The sequence below is a fragment of the Microvirga tunisiensis genome, from assembly GCF_009296175.1.
GTDB classification, from domain to species: Bacteria; Pseudomonadota; Alphaproteobacteria; order Rhizobiales; family Beijerinckiaceae; genus Microvirga; species Microvirga tunisiensis.
In genome coordinates, this window is the sequence record NZ_VOSK01000008.1 from 1 (window position 1) to 25,725 (window position 25,725).

Annotated in this window: 27 protein-coding genes and 1 pseudogene; 8 read left to right on the forward strand and 20 right to left on the reverse strand. The window is 62.8% G+C overall.

All coding sequences use genetic code 11. The features are described 5' to 3' along the window. Both FS320_RS50655 and FS320_RS04690 read left to right on the forward strand, forming a co-directional pair. Positions 1-129 (forward strand): annotated as a pseudogene (locus tag FS320_RS50655) (IS481 family transposase); the annotation flags it as partial. Positions 130-187: 58 nt separating this feature from the next. Beyond that, positions 188-517, forward strand: a complete 330-nt coding sequence (locus FS320_RS04690) for a hypothetical protein (RefSeq protein ID WP_152709786.1) — start codon at positions 188-190, stop codon at positions 515-517. Here the strand turns inward: FS320_RS04690 and FS320_RS04695 are convergent. The 6 genes from FS320_RS04695 to pdxY all read right to left on the reverse strand — a co-directional run bounded on the left by FS320_RS04695 (position 508) and on the right by pdxY (position 5,984). After that, positions 508-1,221, reverse strand: coding sequence for an NUDIX hydrolase (locus tag FS320_RS04695; RefSeq protein ID WP_152709788.1), 714 nt, complete (start codon positions 1,219-1,221; stop codon positions 508-510). The two genes, FS320_RS04690 and FS320_RS04695, sit on opposite strands and share 10 nt — an antisense overlap. Beyond that, positions 1,218-2,123, reverse strand: a complete 906-nt coding sequence (locus FS320_RS04700) for a PhzF family phenazine biosynthesis protein (protein ID WP_152709790.1) — start codon at positions 2,121-2,123, stop codon at positions 1,218-1,220. The genes FS320_RS04695 and FS320_RS04700 overlap by 4 nt, the downstream gene beginning before the upstream one ends. Positions 2,124-2,341: 218 nt before the next feature. Further along, positions 2,342-3,364: an ABC transporter substrate-binding protein gene (locus FS320_RS04705; protein WP_152709792.1), complete on the reverse strand. Its 1,023-nt coding sequence runs from the start codon at positions 3,362-3,364 to the stop codon at positions 2,342-2,344. Between the two features lie 37 nt (positions 3,365-3,401). Further along, positions 3,402-4,193, reverse strand: coding sequence for an ABC transporter permease (locus FS320_RS04710; protein WP_152709794.1), 792 nt, complete (start codon positions 4,191-4,193; stop codon positions 3,402-3,404). Further along, positions 4,193-5,005: an ABC transporter ATP-binding protein gene (locus tag FS320_RS04715; protein ID WP_152709796.1), complete on the reverse strand. Its 813-nt coding sequence runs from the start codon at positions 5,003-5,005 to the stop codon at positions 4,193-4,195. Before FS320_RS04715 ends, FS320_RS04710 begins: the two co-directional genes overlap by 1 nt. 130 nt (positions 5,006-5,135) lie before the next feature. Next, positions 5,136-5,984: a pyridoxal kinase PdxY gene (gene pdxY / locus FS320_RS04720; protein ID WP_152709798.1), complete on the reverse strand. Its 849-nt coding sequence runs from the start codon at positions 5,982-5,984 to the stop codon at positions 5,136-5,138. Positions 5,985-6,138: 154 nt separating this feature from the next. Here pdxY and FS320_RS04725 point away from each other — a divergent pair, with 154 nt between their 5' ends. The 3 genes from FS320_RS04725 (at position 6,139) to FS320_RS04730 (ending at position 7,331) form a co-directional block, all read left to right on the forward strand. Further along, positions 6,139-6,660: a DedA family protein gene (locus FS320_RS04725; protein ID WP_152709800.1), complete on the forward strand. Its 522-nt coding sequence runs from the start codon at positions 6,139-6,141 to the stop codon at positions 6,658-6,660. Between the two features lie 64 nt (positions 6,661-6,724). Further along, positions 6,725-6,880 carry a hypothetical protein gene (locus FS320_RS45065; protein ID WP_153885286.1) on the forward strand — a complete coding sequence of 52 codons (156 nt, stop codon included), beginning with the start codon at positions 6,725-6,727 and terminating at the stop codon, positions 6,878-6,880. 232 nt (positions 6,881-7,112) lie between these two features. Beyond that, positions 7,113-7,331 (forward strand): hypothetical protein, encoded by a 219-nt coding sequence (locus FS320_RS04730; protein WP_152709802.1) that lies wholly within the window; start codon positions 7,113-7,115, stop codon positions 7,329-7,331. Between the two features lie 24 nt (positions 7,332-7,355). On the opposite strand, the gene FS320_RS04735 is transcribed toward FS320_RS04730, so the two are convergent. Both FS320_RS04735 and ilvC read right to left on the reverse strand, forming a co-directional pair. After that, the gene (locus tag FS320_RS04735; RefSeq protein WP_152709805.1) at positions 7,356-9,107 is read right to left on the reverse strand and encodes a patatin-like phospholipase family protein; all 1,752 of its coding nucleotides are present in this window, start codon (positions 9,105-9,107) and stop codon (positions 7,356-7,358) included. A gap of 129 nt (positions 9,108-9,236) precedes the next feature. Continuing rightward, a complete protein-coding gene (ilvC, locus tag FS320_RS04740; RefSeq protein ID WP_152709942.1) occupies positions 9,237-10,256 on the reverse strand; it encodes a ketol-acid reductoisomerase in 1,020 nt (339 codons plus the stop codon). 279 nt (positions 10,257-10,535) lie between these two features. Here ilvC and FS320_RS04745 point away from each other — a divergent pair, with 279 nt between their 5' ends. Continuing rightward, a complete protein-coding gene (locus FS320_RS04745) occupies positions 10,536-11,081 on the forward strand; it encodes a DUF924 family protein (protein WP_152709807.1) in 546 nt (181 codons plus the stop codon). Here the strand turns inward: FS320_RS04745 and ilvN are convergent. The 3 genes from ilvN to FS320_RS04760 are packed head-to-tail and all read right to left on the reverse strand — an operon-like array spanning position 11,071 to position 14,125. Continuing rightward, positions 11,071-11,628 carry an acetolactate synthase small subunit gene (gene ilvN, locus FS320_RS04750; RefSeq protein WP_152709809.1) on the reverse strand — a complete coding sequence of 186 codons (558 nt, stop codon included), beginning with the start codon at positions 11,626-11,628 and terminating at the stop codon, positions 11,071-11,073. The two genes, FS320_RS04745 and ilvN, sit on opposite strands and share 11 nt — an antisense overlap. 29 nt (positions 11,629-11,657) lie before the next feature. Beyond that, on the reverse strand, positions 11,658-12,338 hold the full coding sequence (locus FS320_RS04755) for a glutathione S-transferase family protein (RefSeq protein WP_152709811.1): 681 nt from the start codon (positions 12,336-12,338) through the stop codon (positions 11,658-11,660). Positions 12,339-12,352: 14 nt separating this feature from the next. Beyond that, entirely contained in the window at positions 12,353-14,125 is a 1,773-nt protein-coding gene (locus FS320_RS04760; RefSeq protein ID WP_152709813.1) for an acetolactate synthase 3 large subunit, read from the reverse strand. 388 nt (positions 14,126-14,513) lie between these two features. On the opposite strand from FS320_RS04760, the gene FS320_RS04765 reads away from it, so the two are divergent. Continuing rightward, entirely contained in the window at positions 14,514-15,341 is an 828-nt protein-coding gene (locus FS320_RS04765) for an RMD1 family protein (RefSeq protein WP_152709815.1), read from the forward strand. On the opposite strand, the gene miaA is transcribed toward FS320_RS04765, so the two are convergent. Next, positions 15,319-16,257: a tRNA (adenosine(37)-N6)-dimethylallyltransferase MiaA gene (miaA, locus tag FS320_RS04770; protein ID WP_152709944.1), complete on the reverse strand. Its 939-nt coding sequence runs from the start codon at positions 16,255-16,257 to the stop codon at positions 15,319-15,321. The genes FS320_RS04765 and miaA overlap by 23 nt on opposite strands. Before the next feature lie 8 nt (positions 16,258-16,265). Between miaA and serB the strand changes: the two genes are divergently transcribed. Next, entirely contained in the window at positions 16,266-17,180 is a 915-nt protein-coding gene (gene serB / locus FS320_RS04775) for a phosphoserine phosphatase SerB (RefSeq protein ID WP_152709817.1), read from the forward strand. Between the two features lie 26 nt (positions 17,181-17,206). Here serB and acs read toward each other — a convergent pair whose 3' ends face one another. From acs to FS320_RS04815, 8 genes are all read right to left on the reverse strand, one after another. After that, positions 17,207-20,191: an acetate--CoA ligase gene (acs, locus tag FS320_RS50660; RefSeq protein ID WP_152709819.1), complete on the reverse strand. Its 2,985-nt coding sequence runs from the start codon at positions 20,189-20,191 to the stop codon at positions 17,207-17,209. A gap of 180 nt (positions 20,192-20,371) precedes the next feature. After that, entirely contained in the window at positions 20,372-21,886 is a 1,515-nt protein-coding gene (locus tag FS320_RS04785) for a DegQ family serine endoprotease (RefSeq protein ID WP_152709821.1), read from the reverse strand. 88 nt (positions 21,887-21,974) lie between these two features. Continuing rightward, the gene (locus FS320_RS04790) at positions 21,975-22,166 is read right to left on the reverse strand and encodes a DUF2065 domain-containing protein (RefSeq protein ID WP_152709823.1); all 192 of its coding nucleotides are present in this window, start codon (positions 22,164-22,166) and stop codon (positions 21,975-21,977) included. A 6-nt stretch (positions 22,167-22,172) separates the two neighbouring features. Then, positions 22,173-23,108, reverse strand: coding sequence for a protease modulator HflC (gene hflC / locus FS320_RS04795; RefSeq protein ID WP_152709825.1), 936 nt, complete (start codon positions 23,106-23,108; stop codon positions 22,173-22,175). After that, the gene (hflK, locus tag FS320_RS04800) at positions 23,105-24,250 is read right to left on the reverse strand and encodes an FtsH protease activity modulator HflK (protein WP_152709827.1); all 1,146 of its coding nucleotides are present in this window, start codon (positions 24,248-24,250) and stop codon (positions 23,105-23,107) included. Before hflK ends, hflC begins: the two co-directional genes overlap by 4 nt. Positions 24,251-24,386: 136 nt before the next feature. Beyond that, complete coding sequence (locus FS320_RS04805; protein WP_152709830.1) at positions 24,387-24,899, reverse strand: dihydrofolate reductase; 513 nt, start codon at positions 24,897-24,899, stop codon at positions 24,387-24,389. After that, positions 24,896-25,378 (reverse strand): GNAT family N-acetyltransferase, encoded by a 483-nt coding sequence (locus tag FS320_RS04810; protein ID WP_152709832.1) that lies wholly within the window; start codon positions 25,376-25,378, stop codon positions 24,896-24,898. Before FS320_RS04810 ends, FS320_RS04805 begins: the two co-directional genes overlap by 4 nt. 37 nt (positions 25,379-25,415) lie before the next feature. Continuing rightward, positions 25,416-25,721, reverse strand: a complete 306-nt coding sequence (locus FS320_RS04815) for a DUF2293 domain-containing protein (protein WP_152709834.1) — start codon at positions 25,719-25,721, stop codon at positions 25,416-25,418. Positions 25,722-25,725 lie beyond the last annotated feature (4 nt).

The window sequence follows — 25,725 nt, forward strand, 5'->3', positions numbered from 1 at the left end:
GTTGTGCGAAGCCGCCTGGCTGCCGAGCCGAAGCTCGCCAACCGCCGCTACAAGCCACCCGATGCAGACGCGTTGCCGCCAGCCCTCCAGGTCATCGCTCATGCCAAGGAGGTCTCGCATCCAGACAACTTAGATCGGATGAAGCTTGGCCTTTATGCCTCGCCCTCACCTACCCAGGAGTGTTTTCATGAGAACAGCGATCCGTTCCCTGTGCCTGACGGGATTGCTGGCGCTGCCGCTGGCCGCCTGCAATCAGACCGCTTCGGCCCCTGGCCCCGCGAGCACCAGCGTCACGCCGTCCGGCTTCCGCATGCCGGAAGGATCGGGCTGCAAGGGCGAGATCGACCGATACCGCGCCGTGATGAGCAACGATCTTGCCATGGGGCACGTGAACCAGTCGGTCTATAATCGGGTCGATCGTGAGATCGGTCAGGCGGAGGCCACCTGCGCAGCCGGGCGCGATGCGGAAGCCGTGCGCATGGTCAACGCCACGAAGTCCCGTCACGGCTATCTCTGATCGAAGACCCAGCCGAAGAACGATTGCAGGAACAGCGGCATCCGTTCCGGATCAATGTCCTCTTTCCCCCGAACGATCCGTACGTCCTGCAATTCGGGCTCGTGCTGAGCCGCGATGTTGGCGCGGATTTTCGCCGCGCCTTCCTCCGCCGTCATCGGCAAAGTCACCATCCGCAGCAGCGCGATTGTCGGCCAGCGCTGGACGATGATCCACTCGTCGTCCACGTGGTAATCGTCCTCGGAGAGACCTGTCTCTTCGGCCAGTTCCCGGGTGAGACTGGTGGCGAGATCGACCGTGCCGTCCGGCCTCAGATCGGAAAGGTCAGGTGTGCCGGCTGCGAAATAGACCCGGCCCGCATTGGTCGTGCCGTTCCCCATGACCCCGCAGATGAAAGCCCCGTCGGAGCCGCGCAGCGCTCCCATGGCAAATCCGTTGGCGATGGCGGGGTCCGGATAGCCTTTGTCGATCCAAGCAACGAAATCGGCGTAATCGACCTCGAAATAGGTGTTACGGCACAGATCCCGCTCGAATTCCACATTCTGGAGCAGCAGCACCCGTCCATTGAACATCTGCGGCTTGCCGACCGTGCGGCGCTTCCAGTTCTTTTCGATGAATTCCCGGTTCTGCTTGGGCCAAGCCCAATCCAGTGGACGGCAGAAAGCCTCGACGCGGGTGACGCGCCGGATCTGAGGCTCGCGGTTCACGACAGGATCTCGCCGCGGCTCACCATCACCGCCTCCCCGCCGATTTCGGCAGAGATAAGGGCTCCGCCCTGGATCACCATCTGCAGAACGATCTCGCTCGGGCGTCCCATCTCGACACCCTGCTCGATGACGATGTTGTGCTCGCCATCGCCCAGGGGCTCGCATTGCATGAGTGCGCCCGCGAAGGCGGCCGCCGCGGAGCCGGTCGCCGGGTCTTCCGCAATCCCCATGCCCAAACCGAACATGCGGGCTCGGAACCGCAATCCGTCCGCCTGGGGGATACGAGCATAGACATAAGGCGCAGGGTGGTCGCTGTCGCCGAACGCTTTGTCGAAGGCCTCGCCCTGCGGTTTGGATTTCGCCAGCGCTTCGAGAGAAGCAACCGGCACGAGATCATATGCGACGCCGGCAGAATGGCGGCTCGGAACATGGCGGTCGAAACCGATTTCCGTGGGATCGAGGCCGAGTGCCCAAGCACATGTCGTCGAGTCCTTGCCCTCGCCCCAGACGAAAGGCAGACGCGGCAGGCGGAATCGCGCTGTGCCGCTCGTTGCCTCCTGCACCTCGACAGCGCAGGGGACGATGCCGACCTGCTCTTTCAAGCCGAAGGCCACGGCACCCGGCTGACCGTTCTGATCGAGCAGCGCCAGAAGCACCGCCGTTCCCACGGTCGGGTGGCCTGCGAAAGGAAGCTCACGCACCGGCGTAAAAATACGGATATCAGCGCGCTGGCGCGGATCGGAGGGCGGGAGGACAAAGACGGTCTCGGAAAGGTTGAACTCCTTCGCGATCTGCTGCATCCCTGCCGTGTCCAATCCCTCGGCTTCCAGCACGACCGCAAGAGGGTTTCCGGCAAAGCGCTCGGATGTGAAGACGTCGAGGGTGACAAAGCTGCGGGACATGCGGATCAAACCTCCTCGGGAGCCTTCGGGGATACGAGAACACTGATTCTTCAGCTCCGGATGAGGTACAGTCGGGCGTCCTCCTGTCAACCGAACTCGCCCCATCGTCCCTGCGGAGGCGGAACCCCGCTATGACATGAGCTTGAACCTGAAGCTGCTCGCCGGCACAGAAACCGCGCCGGCGACAACTTTTATGTTCGCCCGGCAAGGCTGGCCGCTTACATCGCCGCCTGCCGCACAAAGCGGTCGTCGAAGGTCGCAGCGAGATCCACCTTGGCGTCCTTCAGTTCCGGATCGAGCTGACGCAGCATGTCGAGCACGCTCTGCATGCCGATCATCGGAATGATGCCACTGCGCGAATAGCTCTCGAGCGAGTTCTGTACGGCCTTGAGATAGAGCGGCTTGTCACCCAGGTAGTATTCCTCCGGCACCGTGGCGGCGACGTCCTCGGGCTTTGCGGTCTCAAGCCATTTCAGGGTCTTCACGAAGGCATTGACGAGGCGCTGCGTGGTCTGCGGATTCTTCTCGATGAAGTCCTTCTTCGTGTAGAGCGTCGCCGCCGGGTTCGAGCCGCCGAAAAGCTCGCGGGTTCCGGCCTCGGTGCGGGTGTCGATGAGGATCTGGATGTCGCCATCGGCTTCGAGCTTCGCGATGACCGGGTCGAGATGGGAGATCACGTCGATCTCACCCTTCTTCATGGCAGCCACCCCGCTGGCGCCCGAGCCGACGCCGATGATGGCGGCATCGGATGGCTTCAAGCCAGCCTTCACCATGGCGTACTGTGCCGTAAGCGCCGTGGAAGACCCTGGAGCGGTGACGCCAATCTTGAGCCCCTTGAAATCGGCCGCCGACTTGATCTGCCCGGCCTTGTCCTTCTTGACCGCAATCACGATCGCCGGGAAGCGGCCGAGTTCGGTGACGGCCACCACGTCCTGCCCTTTGGCCTGCATCCGGATCGTGTGCTCGTAGGCTCCGGTCACGACGTCGACGGAGCCGCCGATGAGGGCCTGCAGCGACTTGGCGCCGCCACCGAAATCGTTGATCTCGACCTCAAGTCCCTGCTCCTTGAAGAAGCCCTTGCGCTCGGCGATGGTGAGCGGAAGGTAATAGAGCAGCGGCTTGCCGCCGACGCCCAACGTCACCTTCGCCTTTTCCGGCGCTCCCTGCGCAAAGGCCTTCGGGCCCAATGCTGCGGCCAGTCCGAGGGCTCCTGCACTTTTCAGAAATGTACGACGTTCCATGGCGTTTCTCCCTGTTTTGATCCGATCGTTGTGAATCCTAAGTTCGTGCGGCCAGGGACGTCTGCGGCCGCCAAACGAGAAAACGGTTCTCGATCCTGGTCACGAGCATGTCGATGAGGATGACGAAGATGGACAGGATCAGCATGCCGGCGAAGACGCCCGTCACATCGAAGACGCTCTCGGCCTCGTGAATTTTGTAGCCGAGCCCGGCGGACGACCCGAGATATTCGCCGACGACGGCACCCACGAGGGCGAAACCGACCGAGGTATGGAGTGACGAGAACACCCAGGTCAGCGCCGAAGGCCAATAGACGTGCCGCAGCAGCTGACGTTCGTTCATACCGAGCATGCGTGCATTGGCGAGCACGACGGGCGACACTTCGCGAACGCCCTGGTACACATTGAAGAACACGATGAAGAACACGAGCGTGAAGCCGAGCGCCACCTTCGACCAGATGCCGAGGCCGAACCAGAGAGCGAAGATCGGGGCGAGCACAACGCGCGGCAACGCGTTCGCGGCCTTGATGTAAGGATCGAAAACCGCGGCAAGCAACTCCTTCCGCGCGAAGAGGAAGCCGAAAATGATGCCGCCGCCTGCGCCGATCAGAAAGGCCAGGATGGTCTCGACCAAGGTAATCCAGAGATGCCCCCAGATCTCTCCGCTTGCGAAGAGGGTCCAGCAGCGTTTGAGAACGTCGAGCGGTGTCGAGAAGAAGAACTGAACCTGCTTGGCCGTCCCGGTGATCGGATAGACGGTCAGCACATGCCAAAGCAAAAGGAAGATCAGGCCCACGCCAATCTGGAGGACGGTCAGTTTCAGACGCGGCATCAGGTGGCCTCCCCTTGGCTGTAGGCCTTCTGGACCTCGACGCGCAGGCTCGCCCAGATCTCCTTATGGATGTGGTGGAACGTAGGCTCCATGCGCACTTCCGCAATGTCGCGCGGACGAGGCAGTTCGACCGAAAAGTCGCCGATGATCCCCGCGGCCGGACCCGCCGACATCAGCACCACGCGATCGGCCAGGGCGATTGCCTCTTCCAGATCGTGCGTGACGAACATCACCGCCTTGCGATCCGCCGCCCACAAACTCAAAAGCAGATTGCCCATGATCTGCCGCGTCTGCGCGTCGAGAGGCCCGAAGGGCTCGTCCATCAGAAGGATCTCGGGGTCGCGGATCAGAACCTGGGCCAGCGCCACGCGCTTGCGCTGCCCGCCGGAGAGCATGTGCGGATACCGGTTCATAAAGGCCGAGAGCCCGACGCGCCCCAGCCAATCCCTTGCCCGTTGCAAAGCATCGTTGCGCGAGACGCCCTTCGATTCGAGAGCGACAGCCACATTGTCGAGAGCCGTCTTCCACGGCATCAGAGCGTCCTGCTGGAAGAGATAGCCGGCCCGCAGGTTGAGATGGGAAAGATCGCTACCGAAGATCCTGACCTGCCCTGCAGACGGCTTCAACAAGCCGGCAGCCGCATTCAGGATTGTGGACTTGCCCGATCCCGTCGGCCCGACGATCGCCACGAACTCGCCCGGGCGAACCGAGAGATCAATGCCGCTGACAGCCGTGTAACCGCCCACTTTCGGCCCGAAGGTGATGGCGACATCGTTGAGCGCCACCGCCGCAAGGGAGGTCGCCTGATCCATTCCAATCCTCATGGTCCCTCTTTCGGGCGGCATTCTAGGACCGCCTGGAGAGGGATCGCAAGGCGCGTCGGATTCTCCCTTCGGCCTATGTCCCGCTCTCGCCGAATCAGGCCCCGCGGCTCGAAACGACTTAAATCTCCACAGCCTCGAAGCGGTGGGAGGGCGAGACGAATTCCTCCTGCGCCGCGATGGTCAGGATCTCGCGGGAACCCGCCTCCTCCGTGCGCTTGAGCAGGCCGTAGACAGAGGCCGAGGCTTCGGCGAGAGCCATCGGCGCCGAACGCGAGCGGGCATAATGAACGAAGAAGAGCGCTGCGATGGCATCGCCGGCCCCGTTGACGGAAAGTGACAGCTTAGGCGTACGCACGCGCCAGAAGCGCCCGCCTTCACCGGCGACGAGATCGACGCCGTCGGTGGGCGTTTCCTTCGTCTCGACCGAGGTGACGAGCATGACCTTCGGCCCCATCTCCTGCACGATCGAGACAGCCTGTTTCACATCGTCCAATGTCTGCGTCGTGAGGCCTGACAGGTAATCCAGCTCGAACTGGTTCGGGGTGATGATGTCGGCGGCAGGCACGGCCTGTTCCCGCATGAATTCCGGAATGCCCGGTCGCACGAACACGCCCCGGCCTACATCCCCGATCACGGGATCACAGCAATAGAGCGCTTCCGGGTTGAGAGCGCGCACCCGCGCTACCGCCGAGAGAATCGCGTTGCCGATATCGGCCGAGCCCATATAGCCGGAGAGAACGCCGTTGCATCGCTCAAGCACACCCCGCTCCGCGATGCCCTCCACAAGATCCTCGATCGCCGGCCCGTCGAAGACGCGGCCTTTCCAGGAACCGTAGCCGGTATGATTGGAGAACTGCACCGTATGAATGGGCCAGACCTCGACGCCGAGGCGCTGCATCGGAAAAACCGCGGAGGCGTTACCCACATGGCCGTAGGCGACATGGGATTGGATCGAGAGAACGTTCATGGCTCTGGCCCCTTTCGCTTCTCGGTTAGCGCAACAAAGGCCCCGCTTCAAATTGCCTGATGTGATCTCATTCATCACAAAGGCAGTTGGTTCTTTTCGTGGCGGCCCGTATTGACCCCTAGCACCTAACCACAACAGGACGCTCAACGGCACCATGGACATCGAGTTTCTGAAGACCAGCATTCTGGAATTCGTGCAGAACCATAAGAGCTATGCACCCTTTGTGCTCGGGCTCATGACCTTTGCCGAATCCCTGGCCTTCGTGTCCCTGCTTCTGCCGACCATGACAATCCTGATCGCGGTGGGTTTCGTGCTGGCGGCAGCCGATATCCCCTTCTGGCAGGCTTGGGCCGGAGCCGTCTGCGGCGCCTTCCTCGGCAATTGGCTCTCCTACGAAATCGGTCAGCGCTACAAGAAGACTGCCTACGAACTCTGGCCCTTGTCCCGCAACCCGAAGCTGATTGCGCGCGGCGAGGCGTTCTTTCAGCGGTTCGGCCCCTGGGCTGTGTTCCTGGGTCGGTTTTTCGGCCCGATCCGCGCCGTCATCGCCCTTATTGCGGGTATTTTCCTGATGCCTCAGGTCTTGTTCCAGGCCGCCAATCTGGCCTCGGCATCCGTCTGGGCCTTCATCATCCTCGCACCCGGCGCCGGGCTTGCACATTATGTGCTGTGGTAGGTGAGCGCATCCGGGAACCCGGTGTCTCAGGGGTCATTAACCTCCATCACCAAAGGAGGTCCCCATGGGCAAAGGCAAGATGAACGGCGACAACTCCGCCGAGAGCAAAAAGCACCCTGGAAATCATATCCGCGGCTCGGGCGGGACGATGAAGAACCGCGTTGACCCCGGTAAGCAGGACAACAACAAGGCTCAGAACACGAAGAGCAATCAGCAGTAAAATCCGGCGGTTCACCCACCGGTGAGCCGCCATTCCCCTCTGTTCCCAGAGGTGGCAGCAGCCCTCCGTGATGATAGCTGTATAGTTATATCATCACGGATTCCTGTTGTGACACTTCCCTCCCCCCGGTTCTTGCGAAGATCTCCATTCCGGCGCGTCCGGGGCTATCGATCCGATGGGGACCGGCCTTCCGGTCGCTTGGTGGCCGTCCGTCGCGGGGGCCGCGTCTCTCATGTTCTCAGTCTTCTGGATGATGGAAAGCTGGGAGGAAGCCGAGCCGCTGCGAGGTCCGACAAAGGTGAACTTTCTGACCCAGAGTCTCGCCGGACTCCTGGCGTCTCTTATCTGCTCCTACGCCATCTATCGGTTCTGGAAACATCGCTCGGCAACACTCGGCATCGTTCTCGGCCTCGTCGCGGCTGGCGCAGCGATGACGTTGCATCGCATGTGATCCGGATCGTCTGGCCCGCTTCTCTCAAGGGAGCCTGAAAGGATCGAGTGCGCCCGCCTCGATACGCTCCCGCGTATGGCGGTAGCCGATATCGACCACCTTTTCGAACTGCTCCCATCCCCGAAGCGGCACATCGGCGAGGGGCGGGTGGATCACCAGGGTGGCGTGGGCGCGCGCCTTGAGGGTCTGAGCGTCGCTGGAAATCGTCGCCGAACGATAGAGCAGGTTGACGATGTCGGGCGCGTTGGTCGGCAGGCCTAGAATCCTGCGCAGCAGCGGCGCCTTCTTCTCCTCGTCGCCAGAACTGGTGAAGGCGACATCCCGCGCCACATCGATGCCGAGCACCGGTCCCCTCTGGAGATCGGCCATCACGTCGGCCGGCAGATTGTTCATCATGGCTCCATCGACGAGCACTCCCTCCGGCTCGACCACGGGCGGGAGCAATCCGGGAATGGCAAGGCTCGCCCGCAGGGCCCGCCAGAGCGTCCCCTGGCGATGCACATGGGTCGTCCCCGTCGTCAGGTTGGACGAGATACAGAAGAACGGCAGCCAGAGATCCTCGATATTCCGCTCGCCGAAATGCTCGATCAGCCGCGCATCGACCTTGAGACCACGGATCAGAGCGATCAGCGGCAGAGTATAATCGTTCAGCGGAGGGCTCCGGACGAAGGCCTCCATCATGAGATCGCGCGCCTCGTCGAGGCCGATCTGAATGGCGCAGATGGCTGCTATGACGGCACCGATGCTGGTTCCACCGACGAGATCGATCGGGATGCCGTGTTCGTGCAGAGCCCGGATGGCGCCAAGGTGAGCAAAGCCCCGCGCCCCGCCCCCGGCCAGGACAAGGCCGACAGCTCTTCCGCTCGAGGTGCGGATGAGCCGCTGCAGATCGGGCAGGTTTTTCTCGCGCACCTGGAGGTGCTGATTGACGGGAAGCCGCTGCAACGACGGATGTGCCGGTGCGGGACGCCTGGCATCCTGTTTTTGCAGCAGAACGAGATCGTGGCGGCGCCAGGACGACACGGCATTGGTCAGCGCCTCGGCCTCGCAGGTCAGCGGCTCACCGGGACGCGCGAGCAGCACGACATGGTCGGCATGGCGGATGCAACGCTCCGTCCAGGCACCCGACGGCTCCGGTGCGACATAGATCACGCGCTCGCGGCTGGCCTCGAAGCGGTAGAGCCCGTTCTCGTCCTCCTGGTGGGGCATCGCATCGATCAGATCGACCCCGGCTCCATGGCTGCGTCGCATTTCCGCGAGGAAGGCTTGCGCAAAATCCGAGACCATCACCCCTTGCGTGACGGGAACGATGGCAAAGGTCGTCGGGGTGAAGGCAACGGGCGTAAAGCGCGTCGCCGCGCGAAGCCGGTCGGCCAGCAGCTTCGACAGATAGAGCATGACGGAAGGCCAGCGCTCGATCAGGCTCTCGAAATCCGCTCGGGCCAGGGTGAGCAGAACGGAATCTCTGAGCGCCGTGACGGTTGCCGAGCGAGGCGCATTGGAGATGAGAGCCATCTCGCCGATGGTCTCAGACGGTGCGATGCGAGCGATGCGTCGCTGCTCGCCATGGTCCCCCTGCACCGACACCCCGAGTGCACCCGAGACGAGCATGTAGAGCACATCCGCTGGATCGCCTTCCCGGAACAGAACCTCGCCGCCGGGAAGCACGATACGCTGAAGCTTCGACTGAAGCTCAAGACGCGCGGCCGGATCCAGCCCGGCCCAAAGCGGCAGGTCGAATTCCGACAATTCTTCAAGCAAACTCGTAGTGCTCATCAAAATAATAGAGCATCGAAGGGATTCCTCCGATGCTCTAGCGGGATTGAACCGAGCTGACAAACTCGCATTCGGCTTAGCTGACGTGATTTTGGGCGGCACGGACCGGCCCGGCCGCCCTTGAACGGCTTAGTTCCGGCTCTTGTCGACCAAGGCCTTTTCCTTGATCCACGGCATCATGTCGCGCAGACGGGAGCCGACATCCTCGATGGGGTGCGCGGCATTGCGGGCGCGGGTCGCCTTGAAAGACGTCTGGTTGACCTTGTTCTCGAGCATCCAGTCGCGGGTGAACTTGCCGCTCTGAATGTCTTCCAGAACACGCTTCATCTCGGCCTTGGTCTCGGGCGTGATGATGCGCGGGCCGGTGACGTATTCGCCAAACTCGGCCGTGTTGGAGATCGAGTAGTTCATGTTGGCGATGCCGCCCTCGTAGATGAGGTCGACAATCAGCTTCACCTCGTGGAGGCACTCGAAATAAGCCATCTCGGGGGCATAGCCCGCCTCGACCAGAGTCTCGAAGCCCGCCTTGATGAGCTCGACGAGACCACCGCAGAGCACCACCTGCTCACCGAACAGATCGGTCTCGCACTCTTCCTTGAAGGTGGTCTCGATGATGCCGGCGCGGCCGCCGCCATTGGCGGAGGCATACGAGAGCGCGATGTCATGGGCGTTGCCGGTGGCATCCTGATGGATCGCGATGAGGGTCGGCACGCCGCCGCCGCGCTGGTACTCGGAGCGCACCGTATGGCCGGGGCCCTTCGGGGCGACCATGAGCACGTCGAGGTCCTTGCGGGGCTCGATGAGGTTGAAGTGAACGTTGAGGCCGTGAGCGAAGAGCAGCGCCGCGCCCTGCTTCATGTTGTCGTTCAGCTCGTTGCGGTAGATGTCGGCCTGCAGCTCGTCCGGGGTCAGCATCATGACCACGTCGCCCCACTTGGCGGCCTCAGCCACTTCCATGACCTTGAGACCGGCCTTCTCAGCCTTGGCCGCGGAGGGCGAACCCTTGCGGAGCGCCACGACGATGTCCTTCACGCCGGAATCGCGCAGGTTCAGGGTATGGGCATGGCCCTGGCTGCCGTAGCCGACGATGACAACCTTCTTGCCCTTGATCAGATTGATGTCTGCGTCGCGATCGTAATAGACACGCATGGTCCTCAAGTCCCTTATCTCAAAGGGGGCTTTCCCCCGTCCTCGTCTCCGCCGCACAGTCCCGTAAAGGGCCGCGCAACATTTGTTTTATCAGGCGCCGCTTTTAGCGAATAAAACTGCGCTGACAAGCTGTTGTTTGTAGCAAAACTGCGGACCTCGCCCGCGCTCAGCGCAAGGCCCGATCATTTCTGTCAACAAACGATCCAAGCCCGGAGAGTTCAAACCGCTCTCCAATGCTCTAGATTAGTCCTATCGTTTCCCCGAGAAGGACAAAGCCGCATGCAGCGCCTAGCCACTCCCGACGAAGTGCTTGTTTTCTGGCGCGAGGCCGGACCGGAGAGGTGGTTCTCGAAGGATGAGACCTTCGACCAAGTCTGCCGTGACCGCTTCCTGCCCACCTATGAAGCCGCTGCGCGTGGCGACCTCAACGAGTGGGAGCTCACCCCGGAAGGTGCGCTCGCCGTCATTCTACTCCTCGACCAGTTCCCCCGGAACATGTTCCGGGGAAAGCGCGAAACCTACAAAACCGACCCGGTCGCCCTCATGGTCGCGGATCGCGCCATCGAGAGAGGGTTCGACGGACAAGTGGAACCTGCGTTCCGCCGGTTCTTCTACCTGCCCTTCATGCACTCCGAATCCTTGCGGCATCAGGAGCGTTCGGTGACCCTCAACGAAGCCCTCGGCGAGGATTCCATCAAGTGGGCCCGCCACCATCACGACATCGTCGTCCGCTTCGGCCGCTTCCCTCACCGCAACGCCATCCTCGGTCGTGAGACGATCCCTGAGGAGGAAGCATTCCTGAAGGAGAGCGACTTCAGGGGCTGAGCCCTCCCATTCCTTCCGCACCGCGCGCCATGGCAGCGACGCCGGTGCGGGAGACCTCCACAAGACCGACCGCCGTCATCAGCTTGATGAAGCGTTCGACCTCATCCGTCGTGCCGGTCAGCTCGTAGACGAACGAGGTCAACGTCGCATCGAGGGTGCGCGCGCCGAAGGCGGAGGCGAGACGCATGGCCTCCACCCGGTGGTCGCCCTTGCCCACTACCTTGACAAGGCAGAGCTCGCGCTCGACAGCGTCGCCTGTCATGGTCAGATCGACCACGCGATGCACGGGCACGAGGCGCTCCAGCTGGCTTTTGATCTGCTGGATGATGCTGTCGGTGCCGGTCGTCACGATGGTAATGCGCGAGACATGCGCCTCATGCTCCGTCTCGGTGACGGTCAAGCTCTCGATGTTGTAGCCGCGTCCCGAAAATAGGCCGGCGATACGCGCAAGAACGCCTGGCTCGTTGTCGACGACGATGGCGAGCGTGTGCCGGTTCGACGGCTCGACACGGGTCGCATCGGGGTAATGGGTTTTCATCTGAAGCATGGTCTGGTTTCCCGAATTCTGATCCGGCCTCAAGCCGCCTTGCGATAATCTTCGATAGCCTCTTCGTCGACCTCATCGGCCTCGACGATCCATTCCTCCTCCATGGCCGCCGAGCGCCATTCCTGGAAGGCCGGCAGGATGAGGATCGCATCCGCATAGGCGCGCGTGGTGGCATCGAGCGCGATGGAATAGGTATCGAGACGCGTCACGAGCGGCGCATACATGGCATCGGCCGCCGAGAAGGCGCCAAACAGAAACGGACCGCCAGCGCCGAAATGCTCACGCGCCTGACGCACGATCTCGACGAAGCGGGCGACATCGCGGGCAACGGCTTCGCCCCGATCCTTCTGCGCAAATTTCTTGCCGAGGTTCATCGGGCATGCGGAGCGCAGTGCCGAAAATCCGGAATGCATTTCAGCCGCAATCGAGCGCGCCATGGCACGGGCTTTGCGATCTGCAGGCCACACGGGCGCGCCATAGGCCTCGCCGACATATTCCATGATGGCGATGGTTTCCCAGACGGTCACATCGCCGTCGATCAGGATCGGCACCTTGCCCGCAGGCGAGTGCTTGAGCACCCTCGCCTTCGTGTCCGGAAGATCGAGCGGAACGGTGAGCTCGTCGAAGGCGATCCCAAGCTGCTTCAGCAGCAGCCAGGGACGCATCGACCACGAGGAGTAGCACTTGTTGGCGATGACGAGGGTCGGCATGGTTCCAATCCTCATCAGACCAGCATCTTGCCCTTCTCGTCGATCACGGAACCGATATCGGCCCCGGTCTCTCCGAGATAATCGTTGAGCAGCATCTCGTTATGCGCCTTGCCCGATGGGATCATCGGGAAGCAGTTCTCGGTCTTGTCGACGATGCAGTCGAAGACGACCGGCCGGTTCACATTGATCATCTCGAGGATCTTCGCATCAAGATCGCCGGGCTTATCGCACCGGATGCCGACGCCGCCATAGGCCTCGGCAAGTTTCACGAAATCGGGCAGCGACTCGGAATAGCTCTGCGAGTAGCGTCCGCCGTGCAGCAGCTCCTGCCACTGGCGCACCATGCCCATGTACTCGTTGTTGAGGATGAACACCTTGACCGGCAGGTTGTACTGCAAAGCGGTCGACATCTCCTGCAGCATCATCTGGATCGAGGCTTCACCGGCGATGTCGATCACGAGCGCGTCGGGATGCGCCAGCTGCGCGCCGACGGCGGCGGGCAATCCGTAGCCCATCGTGCCATGGCCGCCCGAGGTCATCCAGCGGTTCGGCTCCTCGAACTTGAAATACTGGGCCGCCCACATCTGGTGCTGCCCCACTTCGGTGGTGACATAGACCTCGCGATCCCTCGTCAATTCGTAGAGGCGCTGCAATGCGTATTGCGGCTTGATGGTCTCGGTCGAGTTGCGGAAGGCCAGGCAGTTGCGGGCACGCCAGCCTTCGATCTTGCCCCACCAATCCGTGAGGGCCACCTTGTCCGAACGGTGGGCATTCTGCCGCCACAGGCGCACCATGTCCTCCAGCACATGCGCGCAATCGCCGACAATCGGGATGTCCACGTTCACGGTCTTGTTGATGGAGGACGGATCGATGTCCACGTGGATGCGCTTGGAGAAGGGCGAGAAGGCATCGAGACGGCCCGTGATGCGGTCGTCGAAGCGTGCCCCGATATTGATCATCACGTCGCATTCATGCATCGCGAGATTGGCCTCGTAGGTGCCATGCATGCCAAGCATGCCGAGCCACTGCCTGTCGGAGGCCGGATAGGCGCCAAGGCCCATCAGGGTCGAGGTGACGGGAAAGCCCGTGAGCTGCGCGAGCTCGCGCAGCAGCGTCGAGGCATGAGGCCCGGAATTGATGACGCCGCCACCGGTATAGAACACCGGACGCTTGGCATTGGCCATCAGTTCCACAGCCGCGCGGATATGGTCCATGTCGCCCTTGACGGTCGGACGATAGGTCTTGTGCTGGTTGCTGAGCGGCCGGGCATAGGAGCCTGTCTTGAACTGGATGTCCTTCGGCAGGTCGACCACGACCGGACCCGGACGGCCGTTCTGCGCCACATAGAACGCTTCATGCAGGACGCGCGGCAGATCCTCGATGGATTTGACGAGATAGTTGTGCTTTGTGCAGTGGCGGGTGATGCCGACCGTGTCGCATTCCTGGAAGGCGTCGGAGCCGATGAGATGGGTCGGCACCTGGCCGGTGATGCAGACCAGCGGGATCGAATCCATCATTGCATCGGCGAGACCCGTGATCGCGTTGGTCGCCCCGGGGCCGGAGGTCACCAGCACCACGCCCGGCTTGCCGGAGGAGCGGGCATAGCCTTCCGCCGCGTGCACCGCGCCCTGTTCATGGCGGACGAGGACGTGGCGGACCTTGTCCTGGTGGAAGAGCGCATCGTAGATGGGAAGCACCGCGCCGCCCGGATAACCGAAGATATGCTCAACTCCCTGGTCGTGCAGGGCTCGGATCACCATTTCGGCTCCGGTCATCGTCTCGCTCATCTCACTCGCTCCCTGGGGTCTTTCGCATCACTGTCTTGGAATTTGGGCAATAAAAAAGGCCCCTGAGGGGGCCTGTGCGCCATCGCCGGACCTGCGGGTCAATCCCGCTCCGTCGATGGCGCTCGTACTACGAGAATAAGCTTGCGCATGGGGGCAGCTCTCGGTTCAAAAGTTGCGCCGACGCTAAACGATCCGTTTCATTCGGTCAAGCGGAGTCGACTTGGATCAAACCTGCTTAGCTTTTATCTTAGCGCATCGTGCGGAAAAGTGGACCCGGTTTTCCGCACCAAACGATGCGCTCTTCGAGAAGTGGAGCATCGGATCAATCCCAAAAGTGGTGTCCACTTTTGGGTCCGAGGCTCTAGCCCCCTATTTTAGTCGTATGACCATGCCAGATACCATCTCCTCCACCGGCGCGCCCATGCAGAACCTGCGCCTCACAGCCCGCGCTCTGCTCCTGGGCGACCGTCTCGATGTGGCAGGACTGGAGCGCAGCGACGTGCTCTCCACCACCCCCCTCGCCTTCCGGGCCGGGCAGGACGGCTTCGTTGCTCTCTTCCGTTACGGCGTCGCGGTGCTGGTGGGCCTGACGCCGCTGGAGGAGGACGAGGTCATCCGCAGCCTGCGTCAGCGCATCCAGGGCGAGTTCGCCCGGCACGAGGAAGAGACCGCCATCATCGAGATCACACCGGACCGGGACGACCAGATCCCGCCGGGAGGCCCGATCTATATCAAGCAATTGTCGACCGAGCGCCTGATCGTCATCGCGGGTGCCCTGTCCAAGAGCGCGACCCTCGCCCGGGATGAGCGGGAGGCCACCGCCGCCTTCGAGCTGGTGGAGCCGTCCGTCCAGCACCTCGCCGAAAAGGGCCGGCGCCCCCGGGATCGCCGCAGGATCCTTAAGCAGGTCGGTCAAGCCCTCCTGGTTCGCCAGCGCATGTCAGGCGGTGTGGCCGTGGAGGAAAAGCCGGACGTCCTCTGGGACCGCCCGGACCTTGAGCGCCTCTATGCCCGCCTGGAGGACGAATACGAGTTGAAGGAACGCGCCACGGCGCTCCACCGCAAGCTCGAGGTGCTCGGCGACACGGCCCAGGCTCTCACCGACATCATCGACACCGAACGGTCCCTGCGCCTCGAACTGATCATCGTCCTGCTGATCGTGTTCGAGATCTTCATCACCTTCTATCAGATGTTCACAGGCGCTCCTGGGCATTGAGCTGGGCCATCACGGCCTCGAAGCCCCTCTCCGGCTCGACCCATTGCCAGTCGGGCAATTGGTGGCGAAACCAGGTGAACTGGCGCTTGGCATAGCGCCGCGTGTCGCCCTGCCCTTTGGCAATGGCCTCGTCGAGCGGGATTTCGCCCCGTAGATGCGCCAGAAGTCCGGGAACGCCGTGGGCCCGCATGGCAGGCAGCATGGGATCGAGGTTTCGCTCGCCCAGCGCCCTCACTTCGTCGAGAGCACCCTGGTCCATCATGGCGAGAAAACGCGCGTCGATCCGTCGGCGGAGTTCGTTCCGGTCAGGTGCGAGGAAGAGCTTGATGACCGGTATGGCGGCAAACGGCCCCGGCTGGCGGGCTCCGTGGAAGGAGACGAGCGGCTGGCCGGTCGCGGCGAAGATCTCGAGCGCCCGCTGCACGCGCAGGCGGTCGGAGGGACGCAAGGTGCGGGCCGTCTCGGGGTCGCGCTCCGACAGGAGGCGGTGGAGTTCCGGTGTTTCCAACCCTTCGCTGTCCCGACGCACCTGTTCGCGGATCTCTTCCGGAACGGGGGGCATGTCGGACAGGCCTTCCGCCAGAGCCTTGAAGTAGAGCCCAGTCCCGCCGACGAAGATGGGGAGCTTTCGGCCTTTGATCTCCCGCAGAACCTGGGTCGCATCGGCCATGTAGCGGCCCACGGAAAAGTTCACGGCGGCATCCACATGGCCATAGAGCCTGTGCGGGGCTTCGGCCTCCTCGGCAGGCGCAGGACGGGCGGTGATGACCCGCAGATCCCGGTAGACCTGCATGGAATCGGCATTGATCACGACGCCATCGAGCCCTTGAGCCAGTTTGATGCCCAATGCGGACTTGCCTGATGCGGTCGGCCCTGCGATGAGAACCGCGCCAATCCCAAACCCCTTCACAGCCAGGTCTTCCAATGGCGTCTTCCCAGAATTTCCTCGTTGCGACCCTCATCGCCAACCCGTCTCGGCCAGTGCTCACGGACGAGATCGTGGCCGTGGCCGCAAGGTCGCTCGGACAAGAGACGGAACGCTCCGTCCTGGCAAGGGGAATCGCAGCAGATCTGATCGTCCCTGCCCCGGCCGATGCGAAAGCCATCGAGGGCACCCTGCGCCGGGCCCTCGTTGGCCAGCCGGTCGATATCGTGGTGCAGCCCTTGGAAACCCGCCGCAAGCGCCTGTTTCTGGCGGACATGGATTCCACCATGATCGGGCAGGAATGCATCGACGAACTGGCCGATTACGTTGGGTTGAAGAAGGAAGTTTCCGAGATCACCGAACGAGCAATGCGCGGCGAGATCGCTTTCGAGCCTGCCCTGCGCGAGCGCGTGGCACTCTTGAAGAACCTGCCGGTCGATGTGGTCGACGAGATCATCGAGAAGCGCATCACTCTTACCCCCGGCGGGCGGGCGCTCGTCCAGACGATGCGCGCCAACGGCGCCTATACCTGCCTCGTCTCGGGCGGTTTCACGCTGTTCACCGGCCCCATCGGAGCCAAGATCGGCTTCAATGAACACCGCTCCAACCATCTGATCCTGGATGGCGAGAAACTTGCCGGCATGGTCGATGAGCCGATCCTGGGCCGCGAGGCGAAGCTCGCAACCCTGATCGAGCTGCGCACTCGCTTCGGCCTTGCGCATCATGAGACCATGGCCGTGGGAGACGGCGCCAACGACCTTGCCATGCTGGGTGAAGCAGGCCTCGGCGTGGCTTTCCGCGCCAAGCCTGCCGTAGCGGCAGCAGCTCATGCGCGGATCGACCATGCGGACCTGTCGGCGCTGCTTTATGTGCAGGGTTACCGATCAGACGAGATCGTCACGGCGCCAGTGTGATGTGAGTCCTGGCGCCGTGTTTGTCGTCAGCCCTGAATGAAAGTCAGAACGTCATTGTTGAACCGATCGGCCTGAACCTGTGCCAGACCGTGGGGGCTGCCGGGATAGACCTTCAGCGTCGCGTTGGGCACGATCTTCGATGAGATCATCGCCGATGCGACGATCGGCACGATCTGATCGTCGTCGCCGTGCAGGATCAGCGTCGGCACGTCGAACTTCTTGAGATCCTCCGTCAGATCGGTCTCGGAGAACTGCTTGATGCAGTCGTAAGCCGGTTTGATACCGGCTTGCATGCCCTGCAGCCAAAAGTTCATGCGGATGCCCTCCGACACCTTCGCTCCGTCGCGGTTGTAACTATAGAAGGGGATGCTGAGATCGTAGAAGAACTGCGACTGGTTTTCGTAAGTGCTCTTGCGGAGATCGTCGAAAACCCCGATCGGCAAGCCATTCGGATTGGCCTCCGTCATCAACATCAGAGGCGGTATCGCGCCGACCAATACGATCTTGGCGACCCGCTGCGTTCCATGCCGACCGATATAGCGGGTAACCTCACCGCCGCCCGTCGAGTGTCCGATGATGATGATATCCCGCAGGTTCAGCTCCTCGATCAGCGCGGCGAGATCGTCAGCATAAGTATCCATGTCATTGCCGGTCCAGGTCTGCGTCGATTGCCCGTGCCCGCGTCTGTCGTGGGCGATGACGCGGTAGCCACGCTCGCCGAAGAACATCATCTGCGCATCCCAGGCATCCCCGCTCAACGGCCACCCATGGGAGAAGACGATGGGCTGTCCGGAGCCCCAATCCTTGTAGAAGATCTCGGTGCCGTCCCTTGTCTTGATCGTGCTCATGGCTTGCTCCTGATAGCCCCGTTGGATTGGGCTTCGTTTTCGCGCGCACGACAGCATGGCCGGCGGCTGTGGCCCATTCGCTTGCAACAAACCGGATGCGGGATACTGGAACTGAACAGAAGACGCGACGTGGTCGCCGGAGGAATCGATCCTCTCCGGCGATCGTTCACATAGGTTATTCTGACAAGATGTGCGCTTTATGACAAGGACGGGCCCTGGCCAGGTTTTGTGCAACTGGACCCGCTTGACGATCTCCGCCACCACAGTCGGATCGGCGACCGTCGAGGTGTCGCCATGGTTCTCGTAGTCACCGGCGGCGATGCACGTGAGGATCCGGCGCAGGATCTTTCCCGAGCGGTTCTTGGGCAATTGCGGCGCCCATTCGATCCGGTCCGGGGTGGCAATCGGGCCGATGCGGGTGCGCACGACCTGGACCAGCTCGCGACGGAGGTCATCGCTCTCCGCGATGCCTTCCTTCAGGGTCACGAACGCGAAGATGCCGTGGCCCTTGATCTCATGAGGCATGCCGACCACGGCTGCTTCCGCCACCGAGGGATGCGACGCCAGGGCCGACTCGACTTCCACGGTGCCGAGCCGGTGGCCCGAAACGTTGATCACATCGTCCAGACGGCCTGTGATCCAGTAATAGCCGTCCGCATCGCGCCGCGCGCCGTCGCCGGTGAAGTAGTAGCCGGGGAACGTGCTGAAATAGGTTTTCAGGAAGCGGTCGCGATCGCCGAGAATCGTGCGGGCCTGCCCAGGCCATGAATCGGCGAAGCACAGGTTGCCCGTCCCCTCGCCCTCGACGACGGTTCCGTCACTGTTGATCAGCGCGGGCCGAACGCCAAAGAACGGCTTCGTGGCCGAGCCCGGTTTCAGGTCCATGGCGCCGGGCAGCGGGCAGAGGAGAACGGCGCCGGTCTCGGTCTGCCAATAGGTGTCGACAATCGGGCAGCGTCCGCCTCCAACGACCTCGTGGTACCAGAGCCACGCTTCCGGATTGATCGGCTCGCCCACGGAGCCCAGGACGCGCAGCGACGACAGATCGTGCTTGCTCACCGGCCCTTCCCCATCGCGCATCAGCGAGCGGATGGCGGTCGGCGCCGTGTAGAAGATGTTGACCCTGTAGGCCTCGATGATCTGCCACCACCGCGAGGCATCCGGCCACGTGGGAACGCCCTCGAACAGCACGATGGTGGCGCCGTTCGCGAGCGGCCCGTAGATCAGGTAGGTATGCGCCGTCACCCAGCCCACATCCGCCGTGCAGAAGTGAATGTCGCCCGGGTGATAATCGAACATCGCCCTGAAGCTCGCTGCCGCATGGACGAGATATCCGCCGGTGGTGTGGAGCATGCCCTTCGGCTTGCCCGTGGAGCCCGAGGTATAGAGCACGAAGAGCGGGTCCTCGGCACCGACCTCTGTCGGGGCGCACTCCGGGGAGACTTCGGCGAGAGCCTCGTCGTACCAGCGGTCGCGGCCCGCCGTCATGGGAACGTCCCGGCCCGTGCGGCGCACAACGAGGACATGTTCGACGAAGGGCAGGTTTTGCAGGGCCGCATCCACGTTCTTCTTGAGCGGTACGTGCTTGCCCGCCCGCAGGCCCTCGTCGGCCGTGATCAGCACCCGCGAGCGGCAATCCTCGATCCGACCGGCCAGAGACTCGGAGGAGAAGCCGCTGAACACCACCGAATGCACCGCGCCGATCCGGGCGCAGGCCAGCATGGCGGCGATGGCCTCCGGCACCACGGGGAGATAGACGCTGACGAAATCGCCTTTCCTGACCCCGAGCGTCTTCAAGGCATTGGCAAGGCGGGAGACTTCCTGCTGCAGGTCCTTCCAGGTGACTGTCCGCGTGTCGCCGGGTGTGTCGCCCTCCCACAGGATCGCCGCATCGTCACCCCGGTCGCGGGCATGACGGTCGAGACAGTTGAAGGACGCGTTCAGCGTTCCGTCGGAAAACCATTCGATGGTCACGTCATCCGGAGAGTAATGCGTGTTCTTCACTGTCGTGAAAGGCTTCACCCAATCCAGAATCTGCGCCTGCTCGCGCCAGAAGCCTTCCGGGTCGTCAAGGGAGCGCCGGTAGAGCTCCTGATAGGCCTGCAAATCCACATGGGCCGTCGATTTCAAGGTCGCGGGAACGGGGAAGACGTGCTGGGTCATGGTGCTCTGGTCTTGCGCACGAGGCTCAAGCTGAGCCTGCAATTCATGGAAAGATGTGGCTCTTCCATCCCCCAGAATGGGCCTTTTTGTCAACCGAATTGTTCTTAATAAAGAACGGCACGGACAAACAAAAAGGGCGGCCCCAAAGGACCGCCCAATTCCGATGTTCCGAGGATCGGCTTACTCGATCGACAGGGCCACGAAGCGCACCTCGCCCTGAGCATTCGCCACCAGGAGCAGAGCCGACTTGCGGCCCTGGGCCTTCAGGTCATCGATCTTCTTGGTCACGTCGGCCGGGTTCGTGACCGGCTCCTGATTGACCTCGACGATCACCTCGCCGGCCTGGATCCGCTTGTCGGAAGCGGACGAGTTCGGGTCGACACGGGTGATGACGACGCCCTTCAGATCGTCCTTCAGGCTGAAGCGGCGGCGCAACTCGTCCGTCATGCCGGACATGTTGAGGCCGAGCGCCTGACGGGTCACTGTCGGCGGCTCGGTCGAGGGCTGCTGCAGGCTCGCCTGCTTCTCGGTGTCTTCGAGCCGGCCCAGGGTGACCTGCTTGGTCATCTCCTGTCCCTTGCGGACGATGGCCACATCGACAGCCTTGCCGACCGGGCTGGAGGCCACGATGCGCGGCAGGTCACGGGAATCCTTGACCTCCTTGCCGTCGAAGCGAACGATCACGTCACCGACTTCGAGGCCTGCGGGCTTGGCAGGACCTTTCTCGTCGATGCCGGCGATCAGGGCGCCGCGCGCCGTGCCGAGGTTCAGGGCTTCGGCGGTCGCGTCATCCACGTTCTGGATTCTCACACCGAGCCATCCGCGCCGGGTCTCTCCGAATTGGCGCAGCTGATCGATGATCGGGACGGCCGTGGAAGCGGGAACCGCAAAGCCAATGCCGACCGAGCCGCCCGTAGGCGAGAGAATGGCCGTGTTGATGCCGATGACCTCGCCGTTCATGTTGAAGAGCGGACCGCCGGAATTGCCCTTATTGATGGAGGCGTCGGTCTGGATGTAGTTGTCGTAGGGACCGGACTCGATGTTGCGGCCGCGGGCCGACACGATGCCTGCGGTAACGGAACCGCCGAGGCCGAAGGGATTGCCGATCGCCATCACCCAGTCGCCCGGACGGATGGAATCGGAATCGCCGAACTTGACCGCCTTGAGCGGCTTGTCGGATTTCACCTTCAGAACGGCCATATCGACCTTGGAATCCTTGCCGACGATCTCGGCCTTCAGGCGTGTGCCGTCAGGAAAAATCACGCTGATGTCGTTGGCATCGCCGATCACGTGATTGTTCGTCACCACGATGCCCGACGGATCGATCACGAAACCGGAGCCGAGAGAGTTCGAGCTACGTGGCCGCGAGGGGCTGTTCTCGCCATTGCCGCCCTGACCGCGACGGTTGAAGAACTCCTCGAAGAGATCCTCGAACGGAGTTCCAGGCGGCAGCTGAGGCAGGGTCCGGTTCCGGGCTTCGACCGTCGTCGAGGCCGAGATATTGACCACGGCGCCGGTAACCTCCTCGGCCAAATCGGCGAAGGATTCAGGCGCAGAGCGGGCATAGACCGGCAGCGGCATGGCCGCCGTTGCAACAATAGTGAAGACCGCGAAGCAGGACGCGGCCAGCCGGCGCAGGGGACGCCGGGGCAGCGCCGTCTTGGAAGGCTCCAGCGCGTTCGTGGCTTTGTTCATCGAAAACCCTCTCTCGGAGAATACGCATATAGATTGGTATTTGGCCTCGCCATTCAAGCGGACATTGCGGCAGAAGCCTGACCTGGATTCAACCGAACTGACGCACCAACCAGATCACCCCAACTCCGAGGAGCGCAGAGATGATCCCGACGATCCGCATCTGGTCGCTCGGACTGTGGGCTGCCTCATACATGGCCCGGCGCATTCCATCGGGAAAGGCCGCAAACAAGATGCCCTCGACCGCGAGAGCGAGGCCGAGGGCTGCAATCAAGTCCAACATCAGGGCTTATTGAGCTGGAGCCGGCTGTGCCGGCGCTGGGGTTGGTTGGGCAGTGGCGCCTCCGCCATTCCTTCGACCGGCAGGGTCGTTGAAATAGCGGAAGAAATCGGAATCCGGGCTCAACACAAGGCGGGTATCGCTCCCCTTGAGTCCGGCCTCATAGGCCTGCATCGAACGGTAGAAGGAGAAGAACTCCGGATCCTGCCCGAATGCCTCCGCCAGAATGCGGTTCCGGTCGGCATCGCCCTGACCGCGCAGTTCCTCGGCCCGCTGATTGGCCTCGGCCCGGATGATCGTGGCCTCGCGCTCGGCCTTGGCCCGGATGGTCTGCGCCTGCTGCTGGCCGTTGGCGCGCAGATCCGCCGCCTCGCGCTCACGCTCGGTTTTCATGCGCTGGTAGACGGCCTGGCTGTTCGACGCGGGCAGATCGACGCGGGTGAGGCGCACATCGATCATCTCGATGCCCAGGCTTGCCGCCTGCCGGTTCACGTCGGCCTGGATGCGGTTCATCAGATCCGCACGCTCCGTGCGGACGATGGCATCGCGGGAAGCGCTCGCCAGGATGTTACGCATGACGGAGTTGGTGAAGCTCTGCAGGCGCTGATTGGCCAGGGCGATATTGCCGACGGCCTGATAGAACCGCAGCGGATCGATGATGCGATAGCGGGTGAAAGCATCGACCTCCAGGTTCTGCCGGTCCGCGGACAGAATGGTCTGAACCGGCAGGTCGAGATCGAGCACGCGCTTCTCGAAATAGGTCACGGTGTCGACCAGCGGCAGCTTGAACTTCAGGCCCGGCTCCGAGATGGCGGATTGGACCGCACCGAAGCGCAGCACCAACGCATACTGCGTCTGCTGCACGATGAAGACGGAGCTGTAGAGAATGATGGCGACCAGCACCAGAAGGATCAGGCCGCCCGTGCGAAGAGTAGACCCGTTCATCGCGTGGCTCCCTGCGAGTTGGCGGCATTGCCCTGCGGCTGCGGGCGCTGGGGTTGCTGAGTAAGGGGCAGGAAGGGCACGACGCCCTGGCCCTTCTGGTCGACAATGATCTTGTCGACACCGCCGTAGACGCGCTCCATCGTCTCGAGGAAGATACGTTCGCGGCTGATATCCGGAGCCTTGCGGTATTCCCCATAGACCTGCCGGAAACGGGCCGCCTGACCGGTCGCATCGGCGACCGACTGCTCCCGGTAGGCCTCGGCCTGCTGCACCGTTCGGGAAGCCTCGCCCCGGGCCTCGGGAACGACCCGGCTGGCAAAGGCGCCGGCCTCGTTCTGGACGCGCACCGCATCCTGCTGGGCGGCGTTCACGTCGAAGAAGGCCTGCCGGACCTCGGACGGAGGCTGCACGGCCTGAAGCTGAACCACGTTGATCAGGACGCCGGCGCCATAGGCATCGAGGGCCTCCTGCATGATCTGGCGAACTTCCTGGGCAACGCTGGCCTGCTCGGTGGTCAGAATGGCCTGAATGTTGCGGCGGCCGATGACCTCGCGCATGGCGCTCTCCGCCACGGACTTGATGGTGCCGTCTGGATTCTGCAGGTTGAAGACGTAATCCTGCGGACGGGCGGGATTGATCTGCCAGACCGCATCGAAATCGATATCGACGATGTTCTCGTCGGCGGTCAGCATCAGGCTTTCCTCGATCACGTCGCGGGCGCGTCCCTGGCCCGTCGGCGTGGAGCGGTAACCCACCTCGACCCGCTGCTGGGCGGTGACGTTGGGCTTCATCACCCGGCCGATCGGATAAGGCAGGTTGTAGCGCAGACCCTCGCCCGAGGTTCCCGTATAGCGGCCGAAGATCATGTTGATGCCGACCTCGTTGGGCCGCACCGTATAGAAGCCGGTCAGAAGCCAGACGGCGATCACGCCCAGAACAAGGATGATCAGGCCCCTGCCCCCCATGGAGCCGCCGGGAATGAAATCTTTCAGGCGATCCTGGCTGCGGCGCAGGATATCTTCCAGGTCGGGGGGAGTTCCGTTCCCCTGCGGGCCGCCGGAGCCCCATGGGCTCTTGCCGCCTCCCGATCCGCCACGTTGCCCCCAGGGGCCACCGCCGCCGCTTTGGTTACTCCAAGGCATAGGACGCCTTTCCTCACTCTTTAAAGACCGGCCGGGACAGCCGCTGAGAATCCAAGACGGTTGTGGGTGTTGCCTCTTCCGCCTGTCAAGCCTGCGAATTGGGGATTGCAGAGGCCTTCGTCAACCTTGGACAGGGTCAGCGACGCCTTTCAAGATCAATAAAGGTAAACGGATGCTCGTCGTCGGGGCCCTTCGGGTGGTCCTCCCGTCTCGTTTCGCGGAACTGTGACCGGTCGAAATCCGGGAAGAGCGCATCGCCCTCCGGCGTGGCCTGAACCCTCGTCAGGAATATGCTCTGCACCTGCGGCAGGGCCAGGGCATAGATCTCCGCTCCCCCGGCAACGGCGACGGCATCGGCCCCCATTCTGGCCGCCAGTTCGCCCCCCTTGGCGACCGCCTCCTCCCAGGTATGGACCACGTGCACGCCCTCGGCCACAAAACCGGCATCGCGGGTCAGCACGATCGTCTCCCGGCCCGGCAGGGGCTTGCCGATGGACTGGAAGGTCTTGCGCCCCATGATCATCGGCTTGCCCATGGTGAGCCTGCGAAAGCGTCCAAGATCGGTCTTGATGCGCCAAAGGAGCTGGTTGTCCCGCCCGATAACGCCGTTCTCGGCGACCGCAACGACGAGGATGAGGGGGATGGTCATGGCTCCTCCGCCAGTTGTCTTAAAGCGCTACCCGTCATCCGCTGCACAGTCCATTCCTCCATCGGGACGGCGCCGATGGAGCGGTAGACCCGCAGGGCAGGCTCGTTCCAGTCGAGCACCCACCATTCGAGGCGGGCCAGTCCTTCATCGATGCAGCGACGGGCGAGATGCTTCAGCAGCGCCTTCCCAATCCCCTTGGAACGGAAGGCCGGCCTGACGAAGAGGTCTTCCAGATAGATCCCGTGCCGGCCGCGGAAGGTCGAGAAATTGTAGAACCACAGGGCAAAGCCGACCGGCTCCCCTTCCCATTCGGCAATGTCGGCGAACACCCGCGGATCGGCGCCGAAAAGCGCCCTCGCGATATCGGCCTCGGTGGCATCGACCTCATGCGCCAGCCGCTCGTATTCGGCAAGTTCGCGGATGAAGCTGAAGATCATCGAAGCATCACGCGCTTCGGCTTTGCGGATGACAAGGCTCATGCGGCCGTTGTGTCGGAAGTCGGCATGGCTGTCGAGCTTATTCGGATTCGTCCTCAACCTGCACCCGCCGCGGAGAGCCCCATTCCTCCAGAACGGCGTTCATGTCGTCGAGCACGAAGAAGCGGGCGCTCTCCATGTCGTAGCCGTCGTTCAGAAGGTCGTCGTAATCCGTCAGCCTGTGCCGGATGTAGGACGTCAGTGACAGCCAGGCGGCCGTCTCGGGCGAAGCGGTCTGCAGGCCGCGGCTGCCCAGGGCGTGGTCGATCACAGCCTCGAGTTCGTGCCGCGGGATGCGCGGCACGAGAATGCGGACGGCACTTTCGATGGCTTCGCGCCGGTTCATTTCA

What these genes read in the sequence shown, in the direction of transcription:
- hflC (WP_152709825.1), bottom strand. Translation starts at nt 23,108, where the DNA reads ATGAACGGGTCTACTCTTCGCACGGGCGGCCTGATCCTTCTGGTGCTG.
- hflK (WP_152709827.1), bottom strand. Translation starts at nt 24,250, where the DNA reads ATGCCTTGGAGTAACCAAAGCGGCGGCGGTGGCCCCTGGGGGCAACGT.
- FS320_RS04785 (WP_152709821.1), bottom strand. Translation starts at nt 21,886, where the DNA reads ATGAACAAAGCCACGAACGCGCTGGAGCCTTCCAAGACGGCGCTGCCC.
- FS320_RS45065 (WP_153885286.1), top strand. Translation starts at nt 6,725, where the DNA reads ATGGGCAAAGGCAAGATGAACGGCGACAACTCCGCCGAGAGCAAAAAG.
- FS320_RS04765 (WP_152709815.1), top strand. Translation starts at nt 14,514, where the DNA reads ATGCCAGATACCATCTCCTCCACCGGCGCGCCCATGCAGAACCTGCGC.
- ilvC (WP_152709942.1), bottom strand. Translation starts at nt 10,256, where the DNA reads ATGCGTGTCTATTACGATCGCGACGCAGACATCAATCTGATCAAGGGC.
- ilvN (WP_152709809.1), bottom strand. Translation starts at nt 11,628, where the DNA reads ATGCTTCAGATGAAAACCCATTACCCCGATGCGACCCGTGTCGAGCCG.
- FS320_RS04790 (WP_152709823.1), bottom strand. Translation starts at nt 22,166, where the DNA reads ATGTTGGACTTGATTGCAGCCCTCGGCCTCGCTCTCGCGGTCGAGGGC.
- serB (WP_152709817.1), top strand. Translation starts at nt 16,266, where the DNA reads ATGGCGTCTTCCCAGAATTTCCTCGTTGCGACCCTCATCGCCAACCCG.
- FS320_RS04810 (WP_152709832.1), bottom strand. Translation starts at nt 25,378, where the DNA reads ATGAGCCTTGTCATCCGCAAAGCCGAAGCGCGTGATGCTTCGATGATC.
- FS320_RS04760 (WP_152709813.1), bottom strand. Translation starts at nt 14,125, where the DNA reads ATGAGCGAGACGATGACCGGAGCCGAAATGGTGATCCGAGCCCTGCAC.
- pdxY (WP_152709798.1), bottom strand. Translation starts at nt 5,984, where the DNA reads ATGAACGTTCTCTCGATCCAATCCCATGTCGCCTACGGCCATGTGGGT.
- acs (WP_152709819.1), bottom strand. Translation starts at nt 20,191, where the DNA reads ATGACCCAGCACGTCTTCCCCGTTCCCGCGACCTTGAAATCGACGGCC.
- FS320_RS04690 (WP_152709786.1), top strand. Translation starts at nt 188, where the DNA reads ATGAGAACAGCGATCCGTTCCCTGTGCCTGACGGGATTGCTGGCGCTG.
- FS320_RS04700 (WP_152709790.1), bottom strand. Translation starts at nt 2,123, where the DNA reads ATGTCCCGCAGCTTTGTCACCCTCGACGTCTTCACATCCGAGCGCTTT.
- FS320_RS04735 (WP_152709805.1), bottom strand. Translation starts at nt 9,107, where the DNA reads ATGAGCACTACGAGTTTGCTTGAAGAATTGTCGGAATTCGACCTGCCG.
- FS320_RS04730 (WP_152709802.1), top strand. Translation starts at nt 7,113, where the DNA reads ATGTTCTCAGTCTTCTGGATGATGGAAAGCTGGGAGGAAGCCGAGCCG.
- FS320_RS04705 (WP_152709792.1), bottom strand. Translation starts at nt 3,364, where the DNA reads ATGGAACGTCGTACATTTCTGAAAAGTGCAGGAGCCCTCGGACTGGCC.
- FS320_RS04805 (WP_152709830.1), bottom strand. Translation starts at nt 24,899, where the DNA reads ATGACCATCCCCCTCATCCTCGTCGTTGCGGTCGCCGAGAACGGCGTT.
- FS320_RS04710 (WP_152709794.1), bottom strand. Translation starts at nt 4,193, where the DNA reads ATGCCGCGTCTGAAACTGACCGTCCTCCAGATTGGCGTGGGCCTGATC.
- FS320_RS04725 (WP_152709800.1), top strand. Translation starts at nt 6,139, where the DNA reads ATGGACATCGAGTTTCTGAAGACCAGCATTCTGGAATTCGTGCAGAAC.
- FS320_RS04815 (WP_152709834.1), bottom strand. Translation starts at nt 25,721, where the DNA reads ATGAACCGGCGCGAAGCCATCGAAAGTGCCGTCCGCATTCTCGTGCCG.
- FS320_RS04755 (WP_152709811.1), bottom strand. Translation starts at nt 12,338, where the DNA reads ATGCCGACCCTCGTCATCGCCAACAAGTGCTACTCCTCGTGGTCGATG.
- FS320_RS04715 (WP_152709796.1), bottom strand. Translation starts at nt 5,005, where the DNA reads ATGGATCAGGCGACCTCCCTTGCGGCGGTGGCGCTCAACGATGTCGCC.
- FS320_RS04745 (WP_152709807.1), top strand. Translation starts at nt 10,536, where the DNA reads ATGCAGCGCCTAGCCACTCCCGACGAAGTGCTTGTTTTCTGGCGCGAG.